Genomic DNA, 21782 nt, shown 5'->3' on the forward strand with positions numbered 1-21782 from the left:
GCAAGCAGTACTCGCCGGCGTTTACTGGATTACCCGCCTTTGCGGGTAATGACGGCCTTGCCTGGTGTGGCGCTTCGCTATTGGTCACGACCTGTCGATTTCTATTTCGCTTCCGAAAATTCCGTCGGCGTCTTGCCGGTGACCTGCCGGAAGGCGTGCGAAAACGCGGGCACGCTGGCATAGCCGAGGTCGGCGGCGAGCTGCTTGACCGAGACATTTGCCTCCATCGACAGCCGTTCGATCGCCGCCGCGATGCGTGCGCGCTGGTACCAGCTCTTGAAGCTCAATTGCGTCTCCGACGAGAACAGCCGTGACAGCGTCCGCGCCGAGGTTCCGACCTCGCGCGCCAGCGTCTCGATCTCGTGCATGCCGGTGGGATCGCCGAGCACGATATCGGCCGCGCGCCGGCAGCGCGCCTCATGCGGCAGCGGAATGAAGGTCGTGGAATCCTCGGCGTGATGCAGTTCGAGCATGGCCAGCCGGACCAGAAGATCGTTGCGATCGGGGTCATTGCGGCCATCGAACAGTGCGAGGATGGTTTGGTGCAACAGCTGCGATACCCGCACCACGAATTCCGCCCCGAGGCTGTCGCTGCGCCGCTCGCGCGCCAGCCACGCCAGGTCGAAATAAAGCGTGCGCATCTCGATATCCGCCAGCACATCGATCGAATGTTCAAGACGCGGCGGCACCCATACCGCGCGGTCGGGCGGCACCAGCCAGCGCCCCTTCGGCGTGGTGACCTGCATGGTGCCGCGGGCGGCATAAACCAGTTGCGCCTCGCGGTGCATATGGGTGCCGAGCCGCACGCCCTTTCGGTAATGCCGCGCCACCAGATGGACGCCGCCGGTCGCGGGGCGATTCCCCCCGAAGGCTGCGATTGGCGTGTCAGCGATACTCATTGGCGACATCCCGTCAGGACAAGCACCTATAACCTAACCCAGGTGACCAGAGGATTCGACCCATGAACAGCCCTGCGCGGGTGATCGGTTTCGTCAACGCCGCCCATTTTATCGATCATTATTCGATGCTGATCTTCGCCGCCGCCGTCATCGTCATGGGGCCGGCGCTCGGCATGGCCTATTCCGAGCTGTTGCCTTATGCCACCCCGGGCTTCATCGCCTTCGGCGCCGGCTCGCTGCTGACCGGTTGGCTCGGGGACCGCTGGAGCCGCCGCCACATGATGGCGATCTACTTTGCCGGCATCGGCGTCTCGATGATCGCGGTCGGCCTCGTGCAGACGCCGCTGCAGCTCGGCGCGGCGCTGCTGTCGATCGGCCTGTTCGCCTCGATCTATCATCCCGTCGGCACCGCCATGATCGTGTCCTATGCCGACCGGCTCGGCCGCGAGATGGGCCTCAACGGCGTCTGGGGCAATCTCGGCGTGGCGTCGTCGGCGCTGGTCACCGGCGTGGTCGGGCAATTTCTGGGCTGGCGCTGGGCCTTCATCATCCCCGGCATCGTCACCATCCTGATCGGTGTCGGCTTCATACGCATGGTGGTTCACGAAGACCGCTCGGGCGTCAAGCAGGCGGCGGCACAGGCGCGGGTGGCCAAGAACGACATGTGGCGGGTGGTGGTGGCGCTGCTGATCGTGGTGATCGCGATCTCCACCACCTTTAACGCGGTGACGGTGGCGCTGCCCAAGCTGTTCGCCGAGCGGCTCAGCGACCTCACCAAGAGCCCGGCGCTGCTCGGCGTGATCGCGGCCTGCGTCTACGTGTTCGGCGCGATGACGCAATACACCATCGGCAAATTGATCGACCGGCACTCGCTCAAAGCCGTCAGCCTGCCGCTGTCGTTCATGCTGGCGCCGTTTTTGTATCTGGCGGCGACGCTGTCGAACCTGCCGCTGATCCTGGCCTCGATCGGCATCGTGATGGGAGCGTTCGGCCAGGTGACGGTCAATGACGCGATGGTCGGCAAATACACCAGCGAGGAATGGCGCTCGCGCGCCTATGCGGTGCGCTATTTCGTCGGCTTCACCGCCGCCGGCGCGTCGGTGGGGTTGGTCGCGTGGCTGTACCAGCAGGGCGGCTTTGTCACCATGCTGCACGCGTTCGCGGGGCTATGTTTGCTGGTGATTGCGGCGGCGATCATCCTGCCGGCGGAGATCAAGGTGCCCGCGGCGGGGACGAACTGACGGCGACGAGTTGCCGCCGCGCCTGGATAGCGCAAAGACCATTGCTAGAATTCGACGCATTCCGTTGCCGGTGCGGTAACCCGCCTGCGTTACTGTTGCTCAATATCTCGAAAGGTAAAAACGGGGAGCGCGAGAAGCGCCTTTTTCTTCTCCCTCGGAGACGTTTGTAAAAATGCGTACGGTTCTAACTGCCTTGATCATAGTCGCCGCCGGTGTCTCGACGGCGTCGGCGCAACAAGCTGCGACGGACCACAGAGGCGGTGCGGGTGCCTCGCAACCCACAAATGCCGCCGCGCCGGCATCGGGCAACGCGGCGGCAGCCGCCGGGGGCCCGCTTACGCCCAGCCAATCCACCGACTTCGTCATCAATGGCAGAAACGTCATTCGCGCGGCGCCGCCGCGGACACCGGAGCAGCAGAAGGCCGACGCGGAGGCGAGCGCTGCCTGGCAAGCGCGTTGCCGTCCGAGCGTCATTGAAGATCGCGAAGGGATTCGCCGCCGGCAATATGCCGAACCCGATTGCGACCTCTCCCGCTACAATACCGCCGGAGCCGAGTAGGCCCAGCAGATCGGGTCCGGCGAAGCTCGGATCGTCAATGGACCCGATATCCTTTGCGATTTTTTTCATTTCTCAATCGAATCGCGATACCTGCCGCAAACAAATTTCTCGATTCGGTCCGGAAATTGGGTTTCAACGCCTCCCGCAATCGACCACAATGGCCGGTGAAGGCTCGACCATAACGAGCCGATGGGAGGAAGAAATCGATGTTCAATCAATCCTTGCCGCGCATTGCCGGCCTCATTCTCGGTGTCTCCGTCCTGATGGCCGGTCCGGCCAGCGCCGATGGCCTGAAGGACGAAATGGCGCCGACCGGCAAGCTGAGGGTGGCGATTGCGATCAGCCCGGCCGGCGGCGCATTCTGGTCCACCAAGCGCGAAGGCGGTTATGCCGGGGTGCCGGTCGATCTCGGCAAGGAAATGGCGGCGCAGTTGGGGGTGCCGGTCGAATATGTCGTGCACCAGAACTCCGGAGAGATCACCGACGCCGCCTCGAAAGGCACTTGGGACGTCACGTTCCTGCCGAAAGATCCGGAGCGCGAGACCAGGATGTCGTTCGGGCCGGTGTATGAGGTTGCGGACGCGACCTACATCGTGAAAGCGGGCTCAACGGCGACGAACTTCCAAACCCTCGACCAGCCCGGCGTCAAGGTCGCCGCAGTCAACAACACCACCACCATGCGCGGCGCGGTCGCGCATCTGAAGAACGCCAAGGTCACGGGCTACCAGACCTATGACGAAATCGTCGGCCTGCTGAAAAGCGGCGAGATCGATGCGTTCGCGCTGTCGCGCGACCAACTCAATGCCATGGCCAAGAAAATACCGGGCACGCGCGTACTGGATGAAACCTTCAAGAAGACCATCACCGCCGTGGCGGTGCCGCTCAACCACCCGCTGGCGCTGGCGTTCGTGACCAAGTTCATGACCGACGCGACGTCAAACGGCATGCTGCGCAAGGCCTATGACAACAACGGCCTGAAGGACACGCCGATCCGGACGAAGTAGCTATTCTGCTTTTTCGTCATGGCCGGGCTAAAGCGCGAAGCGCGTCTTCGCGCTAGACGTCCCGGCCATCCACGTCTTGCTTTGGCATAGCATCAAGAAGGACGTGGATGCCCGGCACAAGGCCGGGCATGACGAACCTTGCTGGAAGGCGCCTGTACGTGGATTGATAATGCGCCTAATTCGTCACCTTCGCCGGGATCGGCTCCAGGCCGCTCTTGACGAGGGCGTCGTGGGCGGCCGGAGAGGCGAGAAACTTGATCAGCGCGCGGCCGGCGTCGGGCTCCTTCGAGACGGTAGCGATGCCCGCGGAAAACACCGTGATCTTCTGCAGGTCCGGCGGCAATTGCCCGACGATATCGATGCCGGACACCGGACGAAGCTCGGCAATCTGCTGAAAACCGAGTTCGGCGTCGCCGCGCGCGACGATTTCACCTACCGGCGTGGCGGGAATCTTTTTAGCCTTGTCCTTCATGGCGTCGGCGATGCCGAGCTTCTCGAACATCTCGGTCGAGACATAGACCCCGCTGGCGCTGTCGGAATAGGCGACCGATTTCGCCGCCAGCAGCGCGCGCTTGACCGCGTCGGCGGAAGCAATATCCGGTTTCGGCGCGCCGGCTTTCACCGCGATGCCGATCGGCGATTTGACGAGATCGACGCGGCTGTCGGCGATCACCTTGCCCTGCTTGGCGAGGTCGCCGAGCGCATAGCCGACCATGATCAGGACATCGGCGGGCTCGCCCCGCTCCAGCCGGACCGGGATCGCGTTCACCGTGGTCCCCATCGAGGGCCCGTAGGCGGTCAGCACCTTGTTGCCGGTCTGGCGTTCGAACTCCGGCACCAGCGCGTTATAGGCCGCCGTCAGGCCGCCCGAAATCATCACCCGGACCTCGGCGGCGTCGGCCGAGCCAGCGAGCAACAGCGCGCCGGCGATGCCGAGCAGGAGCGCGCGAAAATGTCCGGATATCGATCTCATGGCTATTCCTCCCGGGACGGCTCTTGAGCGGCCGTATGTGAATATGCGGGCGATCGTATCCGGCAAATCGGGGTTAGCCTAGGGCTCCTCCCGCGTCTTCGTCATTCCGGACGGTCCGCGACGCGGACCGATCCGGAATCCCGAGGTGATGTGCGCTTGAGTGTCCTCGAGATTCCGGGTTCGCGCGTTTCGCGCGCCCCGGAATGACGCCGAATGGGATCGGCTCCTCCCGCGTCTTCGTCATTCCGGACGGTCCGCGACGCGGACCGATCTGGAATCTCGAGGTGATGTGCGATTGAATGTCCTCGAGATTCCGGGTTCGCGCGTTTCACGCGCGCCCTCAGACGCGCCAATTGGCGCCGCATGGTGGTCACCGACAAGGTAGCGCGGGTGATGCCTGGAAATATCCGGCAATGGCGGCCCGATCGGCCGGCACTACCATTAACCATTGAGGCTTGGCACCTGCCGCCGCGAAAGCGGCGCTGCGCTGGATGTGGTGGACCGTCCACCGAGGCCGCCGAAATCTAGCCGTGAACGCAACCGCACCCGGTGTTCCCTTCCGATTCGGACGCGTTTCGTTCGTCGCGCGTTCCGGACCTTAATCCTGACCTCCGACGCTCGCCCGATCCGTTGCATTTTGGGACAGTGCCGCCAAGCCATGCCGTTGAATCGCAACTAAGGCCGGTGCAGCCGCCAGCCGACCACAGTCGCCTCGACCGCGCCGCCCGACTCATGATTGCGCCACGCGCCATCGATGAAACGGCACGCGAACGGCAGTTGATAGGTTCCGCTGTGGTCCTCGCACAATACCTGAACCGGCTGATCCGGCGGCGGTTCTCCTGCGCTGTTAAACTCCGCGAGCCGTCGTTCACGCGTTGCCATTCCTTGATTCTCCGTAACACGCGCAAAGTCGCCGCTTGCGTCCCGCGCCCTCTTGCTAGCTGGGGTCCTGTTCGCGAAACCTCAACGCGCGAATGAGGTTTCAGTGTGATATCTTCGCCGCCTTGCAGTTAGCTCGCGACAAATTGACCGTGTCTTGCGCTCTCTAAGATGAGGATTTTTGATGATAGGCCGAATCGCTCTCATGGTGTCGCTTGTGCTGGTGCCGTGCATACCGACATCCACCCGCGCGCAGGACGTGCCCGGCATCGAAATCTGTACCGTCGAAAAGACCATGGAACGGCGCACCAGCTGCCTGCAGAGCAACGTCGACTTTCTGCAAAAAACCATCGGCAAGCTCGGCGCCGATCATCAGCAGAAGCTTGATGCCGCCAACCGGCAGATCGAAGGCTTGAAAGCGACCGTTGCCGGTTTGCAGAAGATCGTCGACGACCTGCAGGCGGCGCAGAAAAAAGTGGCCGAGGATCAGAAGAAGAAGGCCGAGACACCGCCGGCCAAGGATGGGGCGCCGGCCGCCGCGAAGTAAGACGCAATTGTCTAAATCGATATTCGCTTCTCCCTTACGACAACGACGGTGCGCTCCCTCTCCCATGGGGAGAGGGTGGGGTGAGGGGGTACGGTCTATCGTGAGGCCTCCCCATGGGAGAGGTGCAACTGCGCTTGCCTCGCGACCGTTACCGCACAAATGAGACGACGCCTCCCGAACGAGCGGGATGCGCGACATTATCGGACCAGCCTGCTCAGCTGCTTTTCTCGCCCGACATCAGCGGGCCGAACAAATCCCAGCTCTCGCCCTTGAATCGCATCATCTGCAGTTGCTCGAGTGGAGCAAAATCCGTCGGGCTGGTCTTGATCCTGGTGCCCGGCAGATAGACGCCGATCTCGAAATTCAGGTTGGCGGCCTGCTTCATGATGTTTTCGCGGGTGAGGTTGTCGCCGCACTGCCGCAGCACCTGTTCCAGCCCCTTCGCGACGCCGTAGCCGAACGTGGTGGAGGCGTCTTCCTGGTCGCCTTCGGGATACCACTTGGTCATGAAGGCGCGCCATTCGTTCATGGCGGCGTCGTTCTTCCATTTCGGATCCTTGGGGTCCTTCAGGTACGCTGCGCTCAGGATGTCCTGACTGGCCTCATAGCCGGCCGGCTTCATCACGCCGCCGACCGAGGCCGACACGTTGGTGATGAACTGCACCGGATGCCAAGCCAGTTCGGCGACTTTCTTGATCGCCTGCGCGGCGAATTTCGGCGTCGCGACGTTGATGAAGATATCGGGATTGGCGCCCTTGATCTGGACGACCTGCGAATCCACCGTCGGCGAACTCGTTTCATACGAACTTTCGACGACGATCAGCTTGTCGGCCTGATCGCCGAGGCCTTCGCGCAGCCCGATCACATAGTCTTTTCCGAAATCGTCGTTCTGGTAGAGAACGCCGATGGTCTTGCCGGGATAATTCTGCAGAATGTACTTCGCGTAAATCCGGGCTTCGACCTGGTAGCTGGGCTGCCATCCCATGGTCCACGGGAAGTCTTTCGGGTCGTTCCACTTGGCGGCGCCGGTCGAGACGAAAAGCTGCGGCACTTTCTTCGCGTTCATGTATTTCTGAATCGCGCTGTTGCTGGGGGTGCCGAGCGAATTGAAGATCAGCAGCACCTCGTCGGATTCGACCAGCTTGCGGGCCTGCTCGACCGCCTTCGGCGGACTGTAGCCGTCGTCATAGCTGATAAAATTGATCTTGCGGCCGTTGATGCCGCCTTCGGCATTGATCTTGTTGAAGTAGGCCGCCTCGGTCTTGCCGATCGTGGCATAGGCCGACGCCGGTCCCGAATAGGGCATGATGTTGCCGATCTTGATCTCGGTATCGGTGGCGCCGGGATCGTATTTCTTCTGCGCGCTCGCTGTGCTCGCGACCGCGGCCGCAAGAAGTCCCGCGAGTAAGGCGGATTTGGCATGGCTCAAGACACGGTGGTGCATCATCGTCCTCCCTGACGTGCTGGCCGAGGCTCAGGCAGTCTTGTTGTAGGGCAGCTTTGTGAGCCGTCGGATTGAATGCGGGCGCAGTATGCACGATTAGGTTGACGTGGCCAGCGATGCCTTCGTCGCTATTTTCCGCAGAGCGGAACCAGCTGTCGGTTCCGGCTGCAGGCGGGCGAGAGCAAGGACTGTCAAATGAAGCGCGCGCCAAAGGGTCATGATATCAGCGCTTCGAACGAAGGCCATGATCCCATGAATCCTGCCCAGAAGGCGCTCTGGTTCATCGAAAGCCATCTCGCCGGCGAACTGACCCTCGACGAAATCGCCGGCGTCGGTGGCGTTTCGCGCTTTCACATGGTGCGGGCGTTCGTCGCCGCGACGGGGCTCCCGGTCATGCGCTATGTGCGTGCCCGGCGCCTCAGCGAGGCGGCGCGTGCGCTCGCGGGCGGCGCGCCCGATATCCTCAATGTCGCGCTGGACGCGGATTACGGCTCTCACGAAGCATTCACCCGCGCGTTCCGCGACCATTTCGGGGTCACGCCCGAAGCGGTTCGCAGTTCGGCGTGCCTCGATAACCTCAGGCTTCAGGAGCCGATCCTCATGAATTCAACCCTCACAGACAATCTTCAGCCGCCGCGTTTTGAGACCGGCAAGCCGATGCTCGTCGCAGGTATTGGCGAGCGCTATAACCATGAGAACGGGGCCGGCATTCCCGGCCAATGGCAGCGCTTCAATCAGTCCGTAGAGAATATTCCCGGCCGGGTCGGGCAGGTCGCCTACGGCGTCTGCTGCAACGGCGATGACGCCGGAAATTTCGATTATATCTCGGGCGTCGAGGTATCCGACTTCTCCGACCTGCCGCGCGAGTTCAGCCGGGTTCGGATCCCCGAAGCGAAATACGCGGTCTTCACCCACCGCGACCACATTTCGACCATCCGCCGCACCATCAACACGATCTGGAATCACTGGCTGCCGGCGTCGGGGCTGAAGGCCGCCGACGCGCCCAGCTTCGAACGTTACGACGAGAATTTCGATCCGCTCACCGGCAATGGCGGCCTGGAGATTTGGATGCCGGTCAGGGAGTAGGCCTCACGCGGGGCTGCCCTGCGCCGTCCCCGTGAGGTGGTTGCTTGGCAAGCGAGATCGGCTTTGCCATAACATCGCGCAACGAAGTCGTTGCGCGGTGCGGAATCAGCCTGGAATCCGCCTGCAGCTTAAGAAAAGCCGGGAGGATTTCATGTCCAGCGTTCGCGTACTCGCCACCGGTCTCGAATTCCCGGAAGGGCCGGTGGTGATGCCGGATGGATCGGTGGTGCTGGTCGAAATCCGCGGCCGGCGGCTGACCCGGGTGTGGCCGGACGGCCGCAAGGAGGTGGTCGCGGAAATTCCCGGCGGCCCCAATGGCGCGGCGATCGGCCCCGACGGCAAATGCTATATCTGCAATAACGGCGGTTTCAGCTGGATGCCCTCGCGCGGCACCATGATGCCGGGCGCGCCCGAACCGCATGAATATATCGGCGGCTCGATCCAGCGCGTCGATCTCACAACCGGCAAGGTCGAAACCCTGTTCGACAAATGCGGCGAGCATCCCTTGAAGGGGCCGAACGATCTGGTGTTCGACAAGCACGGCGGGCTCTGGTTCACGGATTTGGGCAAGCGCCGCGCCCGCGACATGGATGTCGGCGCATTCTATTACATGAAGCCCGGCGCCGGCGAGGTGGTCGAAGGCGGCTTCGGCATGCTGCCCGCCAACGGTATCGGATTGTCGCCGGACGAGAAGACGGTTTACGTCGCGGAGACGCCGACGGCGCGGCTGTGGGCGTTCGACCTGTCCGAGCCGGGCGAGGTCAAGCCGCGCGACGTGATCTATCGCGGCGAACGCGGCAAGCCGATCGCGGGGCTCGGCGGCTACCAGATGTTCGACTCGCTGGCGGTGGAAGCTTGCGGCAATGTCTGCGTGGCGACGCTGATCTCGGGTTGCATTTCCGTGATCGCGCCCGACGGCAGCATCGTCGAGCAGGTACCGACCGGCGACCGCGTCACCACCAACATCGCCTTCGGCGGTCCGGAACTGAAGACCGCCTACATCACGCTATCCGGCAAGGGCGAACTGATCGCGATGGACTGGCCCCGATCCGGCCTGCCGCTGAATTTTCTGAACAAGTGATGATAACAAGTAATGATATCGATCTGCTCTAACCCTCATGGTGAGGAGCGTCGCTCTTGCGACGCGTCTCGAACCATGAGCAGCACACCGTGGTCTCATCCTTCGAGACGCGCTTCAAGTGAAGCGCTCCTCAGGATGAGGGGAGAGGATGTCTAATGCCCTGGCTTGAACCAATATCCCTGAGCGGCCCGCACGCGAGCTTAAAACCCTTGTCGCACGATCATGTCGACGGACTGACCGAGGCGGTGAAGGACGGCGAGCTGTGGAAGCTCTGGTACACCTTCGTTCCGAAGCCTGAAGACATGCGCAAGGAGATCGATCGCCGGCTCGGGCTGCAGGCGGCGGGCACCATGATGCCGTGGACGGTTTTCGATGCCGACGGCAGGATCGCGGGCATGACCACCTATATGAACGTCGATGCGCCGAACCGGCGGGTCGAGATCGGCTCGACCTGGTACGCGAAAGCCGTGCAACGCAGCGCGGTCAATACCCAGTGCAAATTGCTGTTGCTCGGCCACGCCTTCGAAAAACTCGATTGCATCGCGGTCGAATTCCGCACCCATTTCTTCAACCATCAGAGCCGGCGCGGCATCGAGCGGCTCGGCGCCAAGCTCGACGGCATCCTGCGCAGCCACCAGATCGCAGCCAATGGCACGCTGCGCGACACGGTGGTCTACAGCATCATCGCCAGCGAATGGCCGACGGTGCAGGCGCATCTTACCTATCAACTGCACGAGAAGGCGCGGTAGCGGACCGCCCGGAAATAAAGGCGATGGATACATTCGATTATGTGATCGTCGGCGCCGGCTCTGCCGGAAGCGTGCTGACCAACCGGCTCAGCGAAGATGCCGGCACCAGCATCTGCGTGCTCGAAGCGGGCCCGCGCGACTGGCACCCTTACATCCATCTGCCGGCGGGTTTTATAAAAACCTTTCACATGAAGAGCATCAACTGGGCCTACCAGCAGGAGCCGGGCCCGTGGACGGGGGGCCGCAGCATCTATGCGCCGCGCGGCAAGACGCTCGGCGGCTCCTCCTCGATCAACGGCCACATCTACAACCGTGGCCAGCGCCAGGATTTCGACACCTGGGCGCAACTCGGCAATCGCGGCTGGGGCTATCCGGATGTGCTGCCGTATTTCAAGCGGCTGGAGCGGCGGGTCGGCGAGGGCGAGGATACGTTTCGCGGGCGCGACGGCAATCTGACGGTCACCACCATGGACTGGAAGGATCCGCTGTGCGAGGCGTTCATGGCCGGCGCGATCAGTCTCGGCATTCCCAGAAACCCGGATTACAACGGCGCGATCCAGGAGGGCGTATCCTACGCCCAGCGCACGATTCGAAATGGCCTGCGCGTCAGTGCGGCAACCGCCTTCCTGCATCCGGCGATGAAACGGCCGAACGTCCATGTGCGGACGCATGCGCATGCGACCGAGATCATCTTCGAAGGCAAGCGCGCCGTCGGCGTCCGCTACGCCAGGGGCGGCAGGGGCGGCGCGATCACGGAAGTGCGCGCGGCCAAAGAAGTGATCCTCGCCGGCGGCACCTATAACTCGCCGCAACTGTTGCAATTGTCGGGTGTCGGATCGCCGGAACTGCTGCGCTCGCTCGGCATCGAGGTGCGCCACGCGCTTTCAGGCGTCGGCGAGGGATTGCAGGACCATTACGCGCCGCGTTCGGTCGCCCGCGTCAAGAACATCAAGACCATCAACGAACGCCGGCGCGGACTCAGGCTGATCGGGGAGGCGATCAAATGGGCGACGACGCGGCGCGGCCTGCTGTCGCTGTCGCCGACCATGGTCTATTGCTTCTGGCACTCCGGCGAGACCACTGAGAGTTCCGACCTGCAGCTGACGTTTACGCCCGCGAGCTACATGGAAGGCGTGCAGGGGCAGCTGGAAAACGAGCCCGGCATGACGGTCGCATCCTGGCAGCAGCGGCCCGAAAGCCGCGGCTATGTCCGCGTCCGCTCCGCCGATCCGTTCGAACCGCCGATCATCCAGACCAATTATCTGGCCGAAGAACTCGACCGCCGCACCGTCGTCGCCGGCATGAAGCTGGCGCGGCGGCTGCTCGCCTCCGCGCCGCTCGCGCCCTATTACGCCTACGAGGATTTTCCCGGACCCGGCGTGCAGACCGACGATGAATTCCTGGCCGCCGCGACCCAGCGGGGCACCACCACCTTTCACCCGGGATGCACCTGCCGGATGGGCCCGGCCGACAGCAGCTGGGCCGTGGTCGACGATCAGCTCCGCGTCCACGGCTTGCAGAACCTGCGCGTGATCGACGCCTCGATCATGCCGCGGATGATCTCGGCGAACCTCAACGCGTCGACCATGATGATCGCCGACAGGGCGTCGGATATGATCCGCGGCCGTCAGCCCTTGGAGGCAGCGAGGGTTTCGCCAACTGTCTAATGCTCCCAATCCCCCTCAAGTCTCTGCTCAAATATTTGCGCCGGTGCTCCCTGGTGAACTTCGGCGAACTCCTTGAGGGGAAGTGAGTTGGTCACACCGACAACATTGGAATTAACAGTCTCTAAGACCAGCATCTGACCTGACTCCAGATCATGAATTAAGCTAGCAGTCGCTACACTTCCGGCTACGCAACCATTGGTGAGACAAATGACATAGGGAATTTGCACGGGCGAGCCCTGGTCAACAGTCAATTTGATGCCGGGCTGCAAGAATGATCCAGGGGGCATAAAAATCTGCAGGCGAGCAACCGGATCGCCGTCTCGTTCGATCAGATCGACTCTGATTGCGATCTGACCCGTGTCCCATTTACCGTTCATGGTCGTGCGACAAACCATTTTCGACCCGGCCTCCTGGGTGGCCTTGAAACATACCTTGCGCCACGGCGTGTACGTTAGCGGGCGATCTGGCTGTCGTCCCCGAGTGGCGATCTCTGCCTCGGAAAAATTCCCGGTCGCCGGTACGTCGCCAAATGGTACAAGTTGTTGTGCGTCGACCCTCGTCAGTGGGGTCCCCGCGAATACCACAAGTAGTCCAGTGGTCAGGAATTGATACCAAGTTGACCTTGCCGATGAGTACATAAGCCGAATGTCCATAAACCAATTCCTTTCATGGATGTTTGGCCAGGAATTCGCTGACAACAGGCGCCCAGAGCTGAACGGCGTCGGCCGAGTCAATCAAAAAATGGCCGTCCGTTCCAAAATCAGATAACAGATGATACTCGACATTTCCGCCTGCGGCCCGAAACGCTTCCGCCAACCGCTTTGACAGATCAGGTCCAAAATAGCTGTCGTTATGGGTGTAGATCCATAACATTGGAACGCGCGCCGTGCGGCCAAATTCGGTAACGGCATCGACTAGCTGATCAGGGGCACAGTTGCTGTTGGGTTTGCCATTGAGATGACCACCGCGGCCGGCTGCAAAGCCGATGATCGCCCGCACGGATTCCGGATTTTGACTGGCAAGCGCAATCGATCCCCAACCACCCCCGGATTGGCCGACAATGACGACTTCATCGCGCTTGATAAATGACTGAGTTGACATGTACTCGATGATCCACTTGTCAATCGACGCGACAGCAAGCCCCGCTTCACGAAACTCGGCATCCGAACATTTTCCCACGCCCGAGAAAAAAAGCCCGAACAGCCCCCGCTCGGGGATTTCGATCGCAGTAGCACCGTATCCAGGGCGTACAGGTGCGACCACCACGTAGCCCCGCCGCGCAAACCAAAGTGCGGCGTCACGGAATTCAATCACGGGAAAGAAGCTTCGCTCCTTCGCATCGAGCGAAACTCCATGGTTCATCACAACGAGCGGAAATGGACCGCCTCCGATGGGTCGGATCAAATACGCGAGCATCGGCACGGGCGAGGAAGGAATCGCCCAAACCTCCTCGTGAACCTGGGGCGCCGTGGGCTGCTCGGACGCCGGTCCTGCCATCACCAGATTTGGCAGAATGAGGAACATGATTATGCTTGATAAAGGGTACCGCATGGCTAACGACCCTCTACGTATGGCGCTGATTATAGAGCAGCCTTCATGACGAATATATCATGCCCTTGCCAGGCGTGGACGTTGTTGCCCTGCAAGGTAACAAGCGTGGTGCGGAGCCATATCCGCTAATGGGTCAATCGCGTCACTTTGGCCCTCGGTCGACCACTTTCGGTCTTCCCCGATAACCAGACATGCTGAGAGCCCGTCGGCATGTCTCAACGGTGCCAAAAGGCGACATCGACTGGGGGCGGTCTCCGCCTCATTCACCCACTGATAATGAATGACGCACTTGCCGGCATATCACAGCGGCAATGCTGCTGATCCCCGCATTATTCTGAATCGCGGAAACCGGCTTTGTCGGAAGGAAAATGCGCCGCATCGAACGCGGCGCATCTCCTTGGCTGGTCACAAGCTTTTACCAACTGCGCTTCCTGATCGCAGCCACAGATCGGATGCCTGCCTTCGGCGAAGCGCCGGGAAACCAAGGTCGCCGGGCGGGATCGCCTAGAATGTGAATCCAAACCCGACGAAGCCGACCGCATAATCCTTGTGCGCGTCCGCATAGCTGGTGGCGGTTCCGGTGAAGGTCTGCGCCAGCCTCAGACTGTCATTGAGGAGATTGTAGTACTGGAAGCCGCCCTTGACGTACCACTTGCCATAGCTTGCCGGCATGAATGTCAGCGGTGCAGTCGCGGTCAGGCCGGTCGAGAAAACGCCCGCATTGCTCAACGCGCATGTCGTCGTCGCCAACCCACAGCCCGTGATACCGCGATTCCAGTACGACGACGGACCGACACTGACCCATGTCGGCGCGGTCAGCACGACGTTCGCACCGTACTTCTTCAAGTCCAACGTCGGCACCATGCCGAACTCAAAATAATACGAGTCGCTGCTGCCCCCGCTGACGCCGGTAACGACATCCGGCGAGCCATCCAACTCATCCCAGAACCTGACATAGGGCTTGAACGCGATCGGCAAGCCCCATGACGTATCATCGTAGGCGACGGTTACGTTAAGATGGCGTTCGGTGAGGAAGCCACCTGGCGGACTCAGGAACTCGTCGTATTCGATGCTCGCCGACCAATCTTGCAGGAACGCCACCTTGGCTCCGACGAACCAGTCAAACTCATTCCAGGAACCGACCTTGGGATCGTGCTGTTCAGTCCAGAACTCATTCGAAATGCCGCCATAGACGGAGACCTTGTTGAGCATGCTGTTCGCATTCTTGTAGAGATCGAACGAGAGGCCGGCCAGCGCCTGCGGAGCCAATCCCGTGTTGGTGACCAGCAAGCCACGGGAGGTGGAATAGTCGTTCCCGAACGTCATGTCGAAAAAGCCATGAATGTCCGACGACGGAGTTGATGGCGGTGCTTTCACATAAGGGACATCGGAAGCAGGGACATCGGGAGCCTGAAGATCCGCCGCCACCGCGATTCCCGGATCCGCGATCGCGAGGGCGAACGATGCGACCAGTCCCGCAGCCGCGAGACAGCGTTGTATTTTCGATAGATGCTTCATGTATGCAAGTTTCTTCCAGTTGACTGCAGCCGGTGCCGGTCAGTGAACGATCCGACGTAACTTCACAAAACGGCTGTCGAGTTTGCTGGCGGCGTGTTGCAAGCCACAGGCCAGCAACGGGGCCCTTGCATTTGAAACGCGATTCCGGCGCAACGATTCAAATAAGCCCTGCAGTTAAAGGATTTTTCGCATTCAGATTCCCGTTCGAAAGACGCATCGAGCATCGCGCTGCGGGATTTGCGCGCAGCACGCGCACATTAATGAGGCGCAACAGCAATGATTCAGCGCTGAGCGCAGCGCGAGACATGGTGGCGCTGACGAACTCGTGTTCCATTGCAGCGCGTGAGTAACGCCGACGTTATTGGCCGGTGTGACTATGCTTATGTAGGACGATGCTTTCGATATCAGCAGGGCGCAATATTCTCGCGCTGAATGTAACGCGCTGACGGATGCCGATTGTACATTGCGTTCGCCGGCGAGAAGCGGATGCCGACGCAAAATTTGCGCGTCGGATTTTCGGCGACGGCGAGTGTCGGCGAACGCGGCAACGACATCTCGCTCAAGCGCCGCCTGTGCCGATTTCTTGCTGCCGACGTGATGCTATTTCCGCCGGTTCAAGTCCGGCTTGGGTCAAACCCAGACCTCGGGCCGCGTCTGAGCCAGGTCCGTTCATCCCCCTAATAGCGGACATGCGGGCACTTCGGCAGCAGGTCCGTTTCGTGCCAGTAGGAGAACTGAGCGAGCCTGTCGTGGTCAGTTCTTCATCATGGGATCGGTGCCGGTCGCCACGAGAGATCGTCGGACCAAAGGTAGATTGCGATGGCCGCCAAGCACAGAGCGATGGCGATCCAGAAAATCGGAGAATGATGGATCGGTCGTCGGTCGCTCGAAGCCGGCTTCATTCGATAACCGTGCGGGCGAGCAGCGAAGGCGGCACCGCGAGGCCGGGCGCCTTCGGTCTTGAGGTTGATCACCACATGTACGCCGATTGCTGAACGGCCAAGTCCAGCCCTGCTAGACCAGCTTGGCGCGAAGACGTCCGTACTCGACGTCGGTTATCGATCCCGACTTTTTCAGCTGATCAAGCTTGGTAATTTCGTCTGCGACACTAAAGCCAACGATGCGTCGCAATTCATCGCGTGCCTGTTGAGCCTGCTGAGCGTTACGTTCGGCCATGCCTCTGCCTTGGGTGATTAGGTAGGCAAAGATGCCGAAGTAGGAGAATAAAATCAGCACTAGCACCCATAGCGCTTTACCCCAACCGGAGATGTCGTGACGCCTGAACAGGTCGCCGTAGATTACAACCAAAAGCCAGAACCATACGACAAATGCGAACACCCCAATCATATCCATCAGGAAATTTCGATAGGTGAAGCCTTCTTGAACGAAGAACATCTCGATCCTCCCTTGTGTAGGTGTCGTTCAGCTCTGCTCGCTATCCTTTCTGCGATTTAGTCGAAGCCCGAGAATCTTATTACTTCGCCAGCGCGCCGCCAATACGCTCAAGCTAACTAATCTGCTGGCGTCCGTGCAGCCGGTCAGACCAGAGGGCAAACAGACGATCGGGCGCCCCAGACGTCCGAGTTGGGTCAAACTCGGAAGTGCCCCGCTTCCTTGGCAAGTCCGTTCTACCCTCAGGAGCAGACAATCGTCAGGCCGATCCGGCAGGTCCGAAAAGTGCCAGGAGCGGACGTTAAGGTGCGGGCGCGCCAGCGGGAGTGCGGCGCCGCGCGCAGTTCCCAATTATGTCGATGCAGCAGGACACCCGGCGAAGTGCCACGCGGACGAATGCCGGGGAGCCATGACCGGCCGTTCTCCGACTGTCCTGGTTTCGCTCACTCCTTGAGCGATTCAAGACGAGTCCTAGGATTGACCGGCGACCGACACAAAGCGTGCACGGCCAGTGAGATCGCGGCCCCGCGCGCTTTTTCCTCGGAGCACGGCAAAGGGACGATATCGCGCAGCCTGTGCATCGCAAACCATGCGACCATCTCGAGGACGCCGCGAGCGGCGCTCGCTGCGTCCACATCGCGATATATCCGCCGACCACTCTGGCCGCGGGAAATCAAGGCCTCGAGATCCCTGAGATATCGGACTTTCACGTGCTTCACGTAGAGCGCGGCGATCTCTGGAACGTCTTTAGCACATCGATCGAGCAGCCAAATCGCGCGGCGCCGACGATGCATCATGTCAAAGAGCTCGGCTGCCACTTCTGCGATGTCCTCCGTGTGCGGACCGTTCCCCGGCTTCTGTAGTCTCTCCGAGAGAACAGGCCATATCGCATCTCGCTTGATCTCATGCTTGAGCAGATTGAGTGTCTCGCTCGGGGAACTGATACGATAAGGAAGATCGCTTTCGTCCGGCTCAATCTCGAACACATACGACAGCGCCAGATGCAGGAGCGCCTCTTTGCCTTCGACGTAGCCATAGAGCGCTCCCGCCGAGAGATCGCATTCCCGCGCGACGTCGGCCATCTGCGCCAGCCGATAGCCCCGCTGGCTGAGGATGGTCGCGGCGCCCTCCGCGATCCGATGCAGGCGCCCCGCTGGTTTCCGTCGCATGTCACCACCTCCGTGCGCACCGCCTTGACCGGTCGTCAGCGGCATAATAGAATGAACCGTTCATTTATGATAGGCCATGCGGAGCACGATCATGCAGCGGGCATGGGGGATGTTTACCTGTGCGCTAGCACTCCTCGCGAGCATCCCGGGGGACGCGCCGGCACAACTGCGAACGCCGTCGCCGGTCGGCGGAGCGGCTCTCCTCGTGCTTGACCTGCAAGTGGATTTCGTCGATCCGGCAGGACGGCTGCCGATTTCACGCGATCAGATCTCTCCTGTGCTGGCCGCCGCCAACCGGGCGATCGGCGCCGCGAGAAGTGGACATCTGGCAGCAGCCTACATCGGCAACGAATACGGTTTCTGGGACATTCCCGGCAATTGGTTTCGCCGTGGTGCGGCGATGAAGAATTCCTTGGGCAGCGCGCTCGACCCACTCGTAACGCGCATCGCCGGGGCGCCGTACTTCGCCAAGCATCGGGGCGACGCTTTCTCGAACGATGCGCTCGAGCGCTTTCTCGTGTCCAACGACATTGGAAGGGTGGTTCTCGCCGGCGTCTATGCCGACGCTTGCATCTATTGCACGGCGCGATCCGCGATAAACCGGGGATACCGCGTGACAGTGCTCGCCGATGCGGTGGGTGCCGCAAGCGATGAGGATCGACGCGCGGCACTCCTATCGCTGTCACGGCTCGGGGTAGAGGTCGAGACGGTCGCCGATTTTGAGTCGGAGATCGCTCACCAGCGATAAGCGGAAAGATTTTGGAATGTAGGGCTGCGATCGGGCGCCGATGGCGTCTACCGAGCCGAATGTTACGACCGTAATCGGTTTCGCCGTTATTGAAATGACGCCGTAGCGAGCCCCCGCTATCCCGGCGTACCACGCCCGAACGAAGGGCGAAATGTTCACTCGGCTGGATGAATGTGACGGCCTATTTGAGGATCAAGTCATGAGCACAGCAACACCGGAACACATTATGCGAGTTGGTTTGGGCTTTTGGGCATCCAAAACGCTCTTAAGTGCTGTCGAACTAGGCGTGCTTAGCACTTTGGCCGATGCACCAGCCGACCTGCCAAGCCATCCTATATCGGCGGTGTCCTGGAGATGGCAAATGCCCGGCTCTATGGCTTCTGGGGATCGCTCACGGAGGCCCTGCGCACCGGTGAAGTGCAGAACGAGAATAAGGGTGGAGGAGAAAACGTCTTTGCGGCAGTGTATGCCGATCCGGATCGGCTGCGGGGGTTTCTGACCGCGATGAGTGGAATAAGTGCGGGCGCGGCCCACGCCATCGCCGCCAACTTCCCATGGAGCGACAAGAAGACCTTCATGGATCTTGGTTCAGCTCAGGGCATGGTACCCGCCACTCTCGCCCGCGCCCATCCCCACCTCACCGGCATCGGCTTCGACCTTCCCGTAGTCAAGCCCGTCTTCGAGGAATTTATTGCTCACCGCGGGGTGACTGACCGTGCGGTTTCAAGGTGGAAATTTCTTCGAGGACCCTCTGCCGAAAGTTGATGTCATCGTCATGGGTCACATCCTCCATGATTGGGACCTTGCCCAGAAAAAGGTGCTTCTCGGCAAGACATTTGACGCTCTTCCGAAAGGCGGCGCAGTCGTCGTTTATGATGCCATCATCGATGATGATCGCCGCGAAAACACCTTCGGTCTCATGATGAGCTTGAATATGCTGATCGAAACTGCCGGTGGGTTCGACTATACGGGAGAGGACTGTCAGGCTTGGATGCGCGAAGTCGGATTCTCAAAAACGCGGGTCGAACCGCTTGTTGGCCCGGATTCGATGGTGATCGGATTGAAGTAGCTTATCCAGGCGCGCGGCTTGCCGATCAGATACGTCACATGTTGCGAGGTCCGCTGGAGGGTCTCGCGCCATTTTGACCGTCGGCAGACCACTTCCGGTCTTCCCCCGGGAACGGACATCGTCAGGCCGACCCGGTACGTCCGAAAAGTTCGGCTGCCAAAAGCGGACATGGATCGCCAAGTCCGCCAAGTCTCACTAAGAAGCAGTCTTCGCGCTCAAAGCACCTTCGAACGCAGATTACCATTTTTTTCCCATCGTTTTTGAGAGCCTAACAAATCGGAATAGCTAAAAAATCGCGCAGGTACACGTGGCGCATATAGCTGATTTGTAGGACTTATTGGCCAGCATTCAAAGATATTCAAGAATCGCGCAGGCCTACGTATTGCCGCTTTATCCCGCGCTTTCATCGAAGTCACAAGAAAGCTTCATCGCCGCGTCAACTGGCGGCGAATAGATTTCCGTGCCTCGTCGAAGGCAATTCTCATCTCCTTAAATGATAGAAAAGGGCGAACTCATGCGTGGTTTTCGTAATTTTTTCCTGTCAACTGCCGCGATCGCAGCGGCAACACTCGCCTGCGGCGTCACGGTCACACAGGCGGATGACGGCGACGGCCATTCACAACGGCACGGCTACAAGCACGTGCTCTTGATCAGCGTCGATGGCATGCACTCCATCGACCTGAAACGCTGGATCGAAACCCACCCGGGCGGCAACTTTGCCAAGCTCGCCGACAATGGCGTTGTCTACTCCAACGCTTACACGACCGCTCCGTCGGACAGCTATCCGGGCATGCTGGCGCAGGTCACCGGCGCCACGCCGAAGGGCGGCGGACTGTTCTATGACGACAGCTACGACCGCACCGAATATCCCGCCAAAGCCTTCTACACCAGCCAGGGGCTTCCGGACCCGGGTTGCGTGGGCAACCCAGGAACCGAGCTCACCAACTTCGAGGCGCTCGATAAGAGCTACAATTACTCGACCGCGCTGGTGGCCGACTTTACCGGAGGTGGCACAGTGGGTCAGGTCTACACGCAGCTCGATCCCGACCACATGCAGCGCAAGCTGGTCAACGGCAAGTGCGTCCCCGTCTTTCCGCATGACTATGTGCGAACCAACACGATTTTCGAAGTCATCAAGGGAGCCGGACGGCGTGCGGTGTGGTCGGACAAGCATCCGGCCTACGAGGATTTGGCGGGCCCGTCGGGCACTGGCCTCGACGAACTTTATGCGCCGGAGATCAACTCGCAGGATACGCTCGATCAGGGTGCCCAGACCGGCGACGACTACACCACCAGCTATACCGGCGTCCGCACCTATGACTCGATGAAAGTGCAGGCGGTGCTGAACTGGATCGACGGCTATAACGGCGCGCGAACCCAGAAGCAGTCCGTCCCCGCGATCTTCGGCACGAACTTCCAGGCGGTCAGCGTTGGCCAGAAGCTTGCCAAGGCGGGCAACGCGGATTCCGACAAGTCACTCATCGGTGGCTATGCCGATGCCCAGGCGACCCCCGGCAATGCGCTCACGCTGCAATTCCAGTTCGTAGACGATGCGCTCGGCAAGTTCATCAACGAACTCAAGGCTCAGAATCTCTATGATTCGACGCTGATCATCGTCAGTGCCAAGCACGGCCAGTCGCCGATCAACGTCAGGGATCGTGTGGCGATCTCCGATGCGCTGTATAGCGGTGCGCCCGGTTTCGGCTCCCACGGCTTCGAGATCTGTGACGACACGGCGTACGTCTGGTTGTCGCCGGAACTGCAACAGGCGACCAATCCGGCGACCGGTCATCCCTACTATGCGGATGCCAAGGCCTACATCCAGGCCCACGCAGCTGACCTGCATATCACGAAGTTACTCGACCGCGACGAACTGACCCGGCTCTACGAGGATCCGTTCCACAACAGCCGCGTGCCGGACTTCATCGCCCTCACCGATCACGGCGTCATCTGCACCGGCGGGAGCAAGCTTGCCGAACATGGCGGCTGGTCCCAGGACGATCGCAATGTGGCGCTGGTGATGTCTTCGCCTCACATCAAGCACGCAAGGATCGTCGACGACACTACCTTCACCACGCAGATTGCGCCGACGATCCTCGACGCGCTCGACCTTGACCCGCGCAGCCTCCAGGCGGTTCGCGAGGAAGGCACTCAGTCCCTGATGCGCGACTAAAGCTGCTGGGTCGTCTCACGTCGACCCCTCTGA

Annotated in this window: 22 protein-coding genes; 13 read left to right on the top strand and 9 right to left on the bottom strand. The window is 60.8% G+C overall.

Annotated elements, in window-relative coordinates; translation table 11 throughout:
- Positions 1-101: 101 nt before the first annotated feature.
- Entirely contained in the window at positions 102-899 is a 798-nt protein-coding gene (locus tag B5527_RS05650) for an AraC family transcriptional regulator (RefSeq protein ID WP_079600413.1), read from the bottom strand.
- Between the two features lie 62 nt (positions 900-961).
- On the opposite strand from B5527_RS05650, the gene B5527_RS05655 reads away from it, so the two are divergent.
- From B5527_RS05655 to B5527_RS05665, 3 genes are all read left to right on the top strand, one after another.
- A complete protein-coding gene (locus B5527_RS05655; RefSeq protein ID WP_079600414.1) occupies positions 962-2140 on the top strand; it encodes an MFS transporter in 1179 nt (392 codons plus the stop codon).
- A 172-nt stretch (positions 2141-2312) separates the two neighbouring features.
- A complete protein-coding gene (locus B5527_RS05660) occupies positions 2313-2699 on the top strand; it encodes a hypothetical protein (RefSeq protein WP_154072038.1) in 387 nt (128 codons plus the stop codon).
- Between the two features lie 263 nt (positions 2700-2962).
- The gene (locus tag B5527_RS05665) at positions 2963-3703 is read left to right on the top strand and encodes an ABC transporter substrate-binding protein (RefSeq protein WP_079607097.1); all 741 of its coding nucleotides are present in this window, start codon (positions 2963-2965) and stop codon (positions 3701-3703) included.
- A 175-nt stretch (positions 3704-3878) separates the two neighbouring features.
- Here the strand turns inward: B5527_RS05665 and B5527_RS05670 are convergent, their stop codons facing one another.
- Positions 3879-4676, bottom strand: coding sequence for an extracellular solute-binding protein (locus B5527_RS05670; RefSeq protein WP_079600416.1), 798 nt, complete (start codon positions 4674-4676; stop codon positions 3879-3881).
- A 675-nt stretch (positions 4677-5351) separates the two neighbouring features.
- Entirely contained in the window at positions 5352-5558 is a 207-nt protein-coding gene (locus tag B5527_RS05675) for a hypothetical protein (RefSeq protein ID WP_079600417.1), read from the bottom strand.
- 202 nt (positions 5559-5760) lie between these two features.
- Between B5527_RS05675 and B5527_RS05680 the strand changes: the two genes are divergently transcribed.
- Positions 5761-6102 carry a hypothetical protein gene (locus tag B5527_RS05680; RefSeq protein ID WP_079600418.1) on the top strand — a complete coding sequence of 114 codons (342 nt, stop codon included), beginning with the start codon at positions 5761-5763 and terminating at the stop codon, positions 6100-6102.
- Between the two features lie 214 nt (positions 6103-6316).
- Here B5527_RS05680 and B5527_RS05685 read toward each other — a convergent pair whose 3' ends face one another.
- Positions 6317-7549 (bottom strand): ABC transporter substrate-binding protein, encoded by a 1233-nt coding sequence (locus B5527_RS05685; RefSeq protein WP_079600419.1) that lies wholly within the window; start codon positions 7547-7549, stop codon positions 6317-6319.
- A 249-nt stretch (positions 7550-7798) separates the two neighbouring features.
- Here B5527_RS05685 and B5527_RS05690 point away from each other — a divergent pair, with 249 nt between their 5' ends.
- The 4 genes from B5527_RS05690 to B5527_RS05705 all read left to right on the top strand — a co-directional run bounded on the left by B5527_RS05690 (position 7799) and on the right by B5527_RS05705 (position 12129).
- The gene (locus B5527_RS05690; RefSeq protein WP_079607098.1) at positions 7799-8632 is read left to right on the top strand and encodes an AraC family transcriptional regulator; all 834 of its coding nucleotides are present in this window, start codon (positions 7799-7801) and stop codon (positions 8630-8632) included.
- Positions 8633-8783: 151 nt separating this feature from the next.
- Complete coding sequence (locus B5527_RS05695; protein ID WP_079600420.1) at positions 8784-9713, top strand: SMP-30/gluconolactonase/LRE family protein; 930 nt, start codon at positions 8784-8786, stop codon at positions 9711-9713.
- A gap of 155 nt (positions 9714-9868) precedes the next feature.
- Complete coding sequence (locus B5527_RS05700) at positions 9869-10462, top strand: GNAT family N-acetyltransferase (protein WP_079600421.1); 594 nt, start codon at positions 9869-9871, stop codon at positions 10460-10462.
- Positions 10463-10485: 23 nt separating this feature from the next.
- Entirely contained in the window at positions 10486-12129 is a 1644-nt protein-coding gene (locus B5527_RS05705) for a GMC family oxidoreductase (protein ID WP_079600422.1), read from the top strand.
- Here the strand turns inward: B5527_RS05705 and B5527_RS05710 are convergent.
- The 3 genes from B5527_RS05710 to B5527_RS05720 all read right to left on the bottom strand — a co-directional run bounded on the left by B5527_RS05710 (position 12126) and on the right by B5527_RS05720 (position 15198).
- Positions 12126-12782 carry an invasion associated locus B family protein gene (locus tag B5527_RS05710; protein WP_079600423.1) on the bottom strand — a complete coding sequence of 219 codons (657 nt, stop codon included), beginning with the start codon at positions 12780-12782 and terminating at the stop codon, positions 12126-12128. The genes B5527_RS05705 and B5527_RS05710 overlap by 4 nt on opposite strands.
- A gap of 13 nt (positions 12783-12795) precedes the next feature.
- A complete protein-coding gene (locus B5527_RS05715) occupies positions 12796-13653 on the bottom strand; it encodes an alpha/beta hydrolase family protein (protein ID WP_245332512.1) in 858 nt (285 codons plus the stop codon).
- A 531-nt stretch (positions 13654-14184) separates the two neighbouring features.
- A complete protein-coding gene (locus tag B5527_RS05720) occupies positions 14185-15198 on the bottom strand; it encodes a hypothetical protein (protein WP_079600425.1) in 1014 nt (337 codons plus the stop codon).
- 486 nt (positions 15199-15684) lie between these two features.
- Here B5527_RS05720 and B5527_RS43480 point away from each other — a divergent pair, with 486 nt between their 5' ends.
- Positions 15685-15879, top strand: coding sequence for a hypothetical protein (locus B5527_RS43480; protein ID WP_154072040.1), 195 nt, complete (start codon positions 15685-15687; stop codon positions 15877-15879).
- A 333-nt stretch (positions 15880-16212) separates the two neighbouring features.
- Here B5527_RS43480 and B5527_RS05730 read toward each other — a convergent pair whose 3' ends face one another.
- Together B5527_RS05730 and B5527_RS05735 are read right to left on the bottom strand one after the other, a co-directional pair.
- On the bottom strand, positions 16213-16593 hold the full coding sequence (locus tag B5527_RS05730; RefSeq protein ID WP_079600427.1) for a PLD nuclease N-terminal domain-containing protein: 381 nt from the start codon (positions 16591-16593) through the stop codon (positions 16213-16215).
- 440 nt (positions 16594-17033) lie between these two features.
- Complete coding sequence (locus tag B5527_RS05735; protein ID WP_079600428.1) at positions 17034-17804, bottom strand: TetR/AcrR family transcriptional regulator; 771 nt, start codon at positions 17802-17804, stop codon at positions 17034-17036.
- Positions 17805-17868: 64 nt separating this feature from the next.
- Here B5527_RS05735 and B5527_RS05740 point away from each other — a divergent pair, with 64 nt between their 5' ends.
- The 4 genes from B5527_RS05740 to B5527_RS05750 all read left to right on the top strand — a co-directional run bounded on the left by B5527_RS05740 (position 17869) and on the right by B5527_RS05750 (position 21749).
- Positions 17869-18507 (top strand): cysteine hydrolase, encoded by a 639-nt coding sequence (locus B5527_RS05740; protein WP_276329345.1) that lies wholly within the window; start codon positions 17869-17871, stop codon positions 18505-18507.
- Positions 18508-18861: 354 nt separating this feature from the next.
- Positions 18862-19272 carry a methyltransferase gene (locus B5527_RS47320; protein ID WP_338065090.1) on the top strand — a complete coding sequence of 137 codons (411 nt, stop codon included), beginning with the start codon at positions 18862-18864 and terminating at the stop codon, positions 19270-19272.
- 10 nt (positions 19273-19282) lie between these two features.
- On the top strand, positions 19283-19576 hold the full coding sequence (locus B5527_RS47325) for a methyltransferase (protein ID WP_338065091.1): 294 nt from the start codon (positions 19283-19285) through the stop codon (positions 19574-19576).
- Positions 19577-20090: 514 nt separating this feature from the next.
- The gene (locus B5527_RS05750) at positions 20091-21749 is read left to right on the top strand and encodes an alkaline phosphatase family protein (protein WP_079607099.1); all 1659 of its coding nucleotides are present in this window, start codon (positions 20091-20093) and stop codon (positions 21747-21749) included.
- Positions 21750-21782 lie beyond the last annotated feature (33 nt).

Source organism: Bradyrhizobium erythrophlei (assembly GCF_900129425.1).
Taxonomy (GTDB): Bacteria; Pseudomonadota; Alphaproteobacteria; order Rhizobiales; family Xanthobacteraceae; genus Bradyrhizobium; species Bradyrhizobium erythrophlei_C.